3 protein-coding genes and 1 pseudogene are annotated in these 3,806 nt (G+C 35.4%); all 4 read right to left on the reverse strand.

Annotation, left to right across the window (positions count from 1 at the left end):
* Nucleotides 1–178: 178 nt before the first annotated feature.
* Nucleotides 179–634, reverse strand: coding sequence for an immunity protein YezG family protein (locus tag B5V89_RS15650; RefSeq protein WP_107958492.1), 456 nt, complete (start codon nt 632–634; stop codon nt 179–181).
* Nucleotides 635–651: 17 nt separating this feature from the next.
* A complete protein-coding gene (locus tag B5V89_RS20490; RefSeq protein WP_244913516.1) occupies nt 652–1,533 on the reverse strand; it encodes a DNA/RNA non-specific endonuclease in 882 nt (293 codons plus the stop codon).
* A gap of 307 nt (nt 1,534–1,840) precedes the next feature.
* A complete protein-coding gene (locus B5V89_RS15660) occupies nt 1,841–2,089 on the reverse strand; it encodes a hypothetical protein (RefSeq protein ID WP_108072864.1) in 249 nt (82 codons plus the stop codon).
* A 4-nt stretch (nt 2,090–2,093) separates the two neighbouring features.
* Nucleotides 2,094–3,806: pseudogene (locus tag B5V89_RS20175) on the reverse strand (hypothetical protein); the annotation flags it as partial.

Consider the following 3,806-nt stretch of genomic DNA (forward strand, 5'->3'; position numbering starts at 1 on the left):
CTTTTTACTTGCAAAACACACAAGTGCTCTAAATTCAACTTTTTAAGCTTTCATAATAAGAAACTTATAAACCTATGAATATTTTTTTCCTTTTCAGAACATGGTTTATAGCTTCATTTTGGTACAACCTTTATGAATTGTTAGATCAAATTAAAATATCTCTTTAACTGTAACTATTTTAGAGGTTATTATTTTTTATCTCCTCAAACCACTCGTCAGCAAAATCATCAGCCGTTTTTATATCATCATTTGTATGTACTAATTCATACTTGTATTCAGCTTTAAATCCGCCACTCTTAACATCATATATTAATTTCAACTCAGTCGGCATGTCTCTTTTATATTCTTTACATAATTCTTCAATTTTTTCGATATCATCATTTATAATACTTAATACCTTAAATTGTCTTTCTGTAGACACATCGTATCTTTCTTCCCCATTCTCCAATGCATCATTTACCTTATGGCACTCAACATACTTATTGTTAATTAAATAAAAGAAACTGCTCGATATCATATCTTCCTCACATGAAGCATAAACATATACTTTATCAGCTCTATCTTCAACATATTCCATACATATGGATATCATATCTGCTTGTAATTCACTAAATCTATCTTCAAATTCTTTCATACTAAATTTCACTCCTTTTAAAGGTTTTTAAATTTTGCACTACCCGGCTTACCATCAATAGTGTAATTAACTATAAATTTATCCGGACGCACATTATCCCCCGAGTAAATAATTTCAACATCAACTGTTACTTTTTTGGGAGGTATTTCTTTTAAAGCGGCAGCCCATTTATCTTCAACTTTTTTATATTTCTTCAAATTAACATCGGACAATTGTGATACCAAATTGTCAATTTTAGGTGAGCCTCCAAACCTATCACCTGCCAAATGTCCTGCATGGTCTTGACCTTTTACTTTACCTGGTGTATTTTTGCTGTGAGACAGTCTGTCTTTTCTCTTTGTTAATTGTAAATTTTCTGTTTCAAATTTAGAAATCCTACCTACATTATCTGTTTCATAATAGTAATCATACTCTCCAGTTTTATATTTAATATTAGGCTTTAACTTATTTTTTCTACCATTTGTAAACTGTTGCCCTTTGTCGACAAATGTTTTGACTTCATTTACTCCAGAACTACCTTTAACCGTACCCTTACCAACATTAACTCCTTTAGCCTTACTCAACATAGCACTAACTTTATTCTCAACCGCATGCGTATTCTCCACAGGCTTTTGGGCATTCCCCATATTTCCAAATTCATCCATGGCAAAGTCCATGCGTTGTCGGGTTGAGATGATATTTTTCCCATGTGTAATAGCTGAATCTATGAATCTTCCTACTTCTATTGTATCGTCAATTAACTTATTTTTCAGCTTATTTGGTACATCTTTTATCGCTGAAGCTGCACTTTTTAATCGGGTGGTGGACATCTTTCCAGCCGTTTCGACCATATTTCTAATATGGGTCACTCCATCATTAATGCTGCTTTTTATCCCGGTTTTAATGGTGAATTGCCCCATATCTCCTACGTGAGCAAGTTTTACTGCACCGCTAAATTTCGTGACACTGCTTACTCCAGGGATAATGTCTAGTGGGCTTAATAGTCCACGGAATACATGTTCTCCTGTGCCCAGCTCTCGTCCTGAAATCCTGTCCTTCCCCGAAACGACGGAGCTTAACGAGAGGTATGTGTCAATAACTTGTTACAAGAGTCCTTCATCATATTGAACCATAAAAAAACACCCCAAAAGATAGATTTTATGGTCTAATTTTGGGGTGCTATCAAAACACTACAATCCTTCCCTTATTTATATCGATTGTTAAGAATTAATTATTACTGTGTTTAACTCTGCTTTTAGTGATACTATGCATGGTGTTAAATATTTCCTCTTCAGTTCCCTCTTTAACAATATCAAAGTCTTGACGTTCTCCTACCATATAGATTTTCCATACACCATCTTCTTTGAAACAACCGGTTACATAAGGAATTACCTTTTTTTCACCAATAACTAGATTTAATTTATTTATATCAATGTTTTGCATTACTAAAAAGTTTTCATACTCTACTCTAGTCAAAATGTTATTCCTCCCTTAATATCCTTAAATATTTCAATACATTTCCAGAAACAGGAGTGTTTAACTGACCAGCCCCGCCATTTGCAAGTAAATTATTTTTACCTTCATCGTACCAAGGGGCCGCCTTACCTAATAACCCATATGTTGAATCTAATCCTTTTTCCTCACACAATGCTTTTAATAGGGAATTATTTTGGAATTTATTATATTGCAAGTTCCAATCAATCATATCATTTTCATCAATACGTTCAATATGACTATCTTTATTTTTAAAATTCATTTCATCAATTATCTTATTCAACCCATCTACATCTTTATTTTTAATACAGTCAATACAATCGAAATAGTAAGTACTCTCAAAAGTATATTTATGATATGCTGCAGGGTTATCAATATAACAAATCGCACGTTCATCCATTGTATGTTTAATTCCACTCTCCGGAATCGTTGCAAAATTGTTACCATAAAGTGATCCTATTCTATCTAGTTTTTCAGGTATTGTATTCTCTTTTGATATAGAAATAATAGACTGAGTTTTATCTAACCCTGGAAATTCAGGCCAATTAACAGGTGGCCAATCTCCCCAATTTGTGTAATCACTATTATGTGTTAAAAACTTCTCATCGTTTAAAACATTAAAGTCGATTTTTTGTTCCGATGTTAACCTGTTGAAATTTTCCCTCATTATTTCAATTTTCTCTGAATTTGATAACGTTTCATCACACCAAACATTTTCTCTAAGATATTTATTGAAATTGTCTTGAACTTCCTTTCCTGTACCTTCAAATGAATCACAAACATACTTTTTCAATTTGGCATCTAAAGTACTTTCGACTTTACCCGTACCCTTACCACCACCAACAGAACCACCATCAATCCTACTAACAACATCCCCCTTCTCATTCCCAACCACTCTCGCCTCATCCACAGGAATATGAGCATGCCCAACGTCGCCCATCCCATCTGCAGCTAATCCAAGTTTTCGTGAGGGTATGATATTTGTCATATTGTTGATTTCGGTACCTACTAGTTTACCAATATCTTTGGTATCTTCTACTACTTTATTTTTGATTGCTGTTCCGCCATCTTTTATCGCTGAGGCTGCACTTTTTAGTCGTGTGGCAGACACCTTTCCAGCTGTTTCGACCATATTTCCAATATGAGTAACGCCGTCTTTGATGCTGCTCTTTATTCCCGTTTTAACGGCGAATTGCCCCATATCACCTAAGTGGGCAAGCTTTACTGCACCGCTGAATTTCGTGATACTACTTACACCAGGAATAATATCTAATGGGCTTAATAGTCCACGGAATACGCGTTCTCCGGTGCCTAGCTCTCGTCCTGAAATCCAGTCCTTCCCCGAAACGGCTGAGCTTAACTCGAATGTGCCATAAGCGGCTCCTAAGGCGATGCCTGCAGGTGGACAGACCAATGATACACCGACGATAACGACGAGAGCGGCAATTTGTCCCCAAAATTCTTTGCTTTCCTGCTGGTTTCGTATTGAATCATATTCAAATGCGTGTGTATTTACTGCGGCCAGTTGATACTCTTTTTGAGAGAAATCTTGATCGGGATTTAGCTCTTTCCAAGCATCGTATTCGAGTTTGATTTGTTCTGCATAATAATTATCACCATTGAATAGATCATCGATACTTACCTCAGTCTTTGGAACTTCAAAAGTCTGTTGTTGTCCGTATCCAGCGTAGGTGACCTT

The organism is Heyndrickxia sporothermodurans (assembly GCF_003055045.1).
GTDB classification, from domain to species: domain Bacteria; phylum Bacillota; class Bacilli; order Bacillales; family Bacillaceae_C; genus Heyndrickxia; species Heyndrickxia sporothermodurans.

Bases quoted from the DNA above. Each gene is read 5' to 3' on its own strand.
- B5V89_RS15650 (WP_107958492.1), bottom strand. From the start codon at position 634: ATGAAAGAATTTGAAGATAGATTTAGTGAATTACAAGCAGATATGATA.
- B5V89_RS20490 (WP_244913516.1), bottom strand. From the start codon at position 1,533: ATGGGGCAATTCACCATTAAAACCGGGATAAAAAGCAGCATTAATGAT.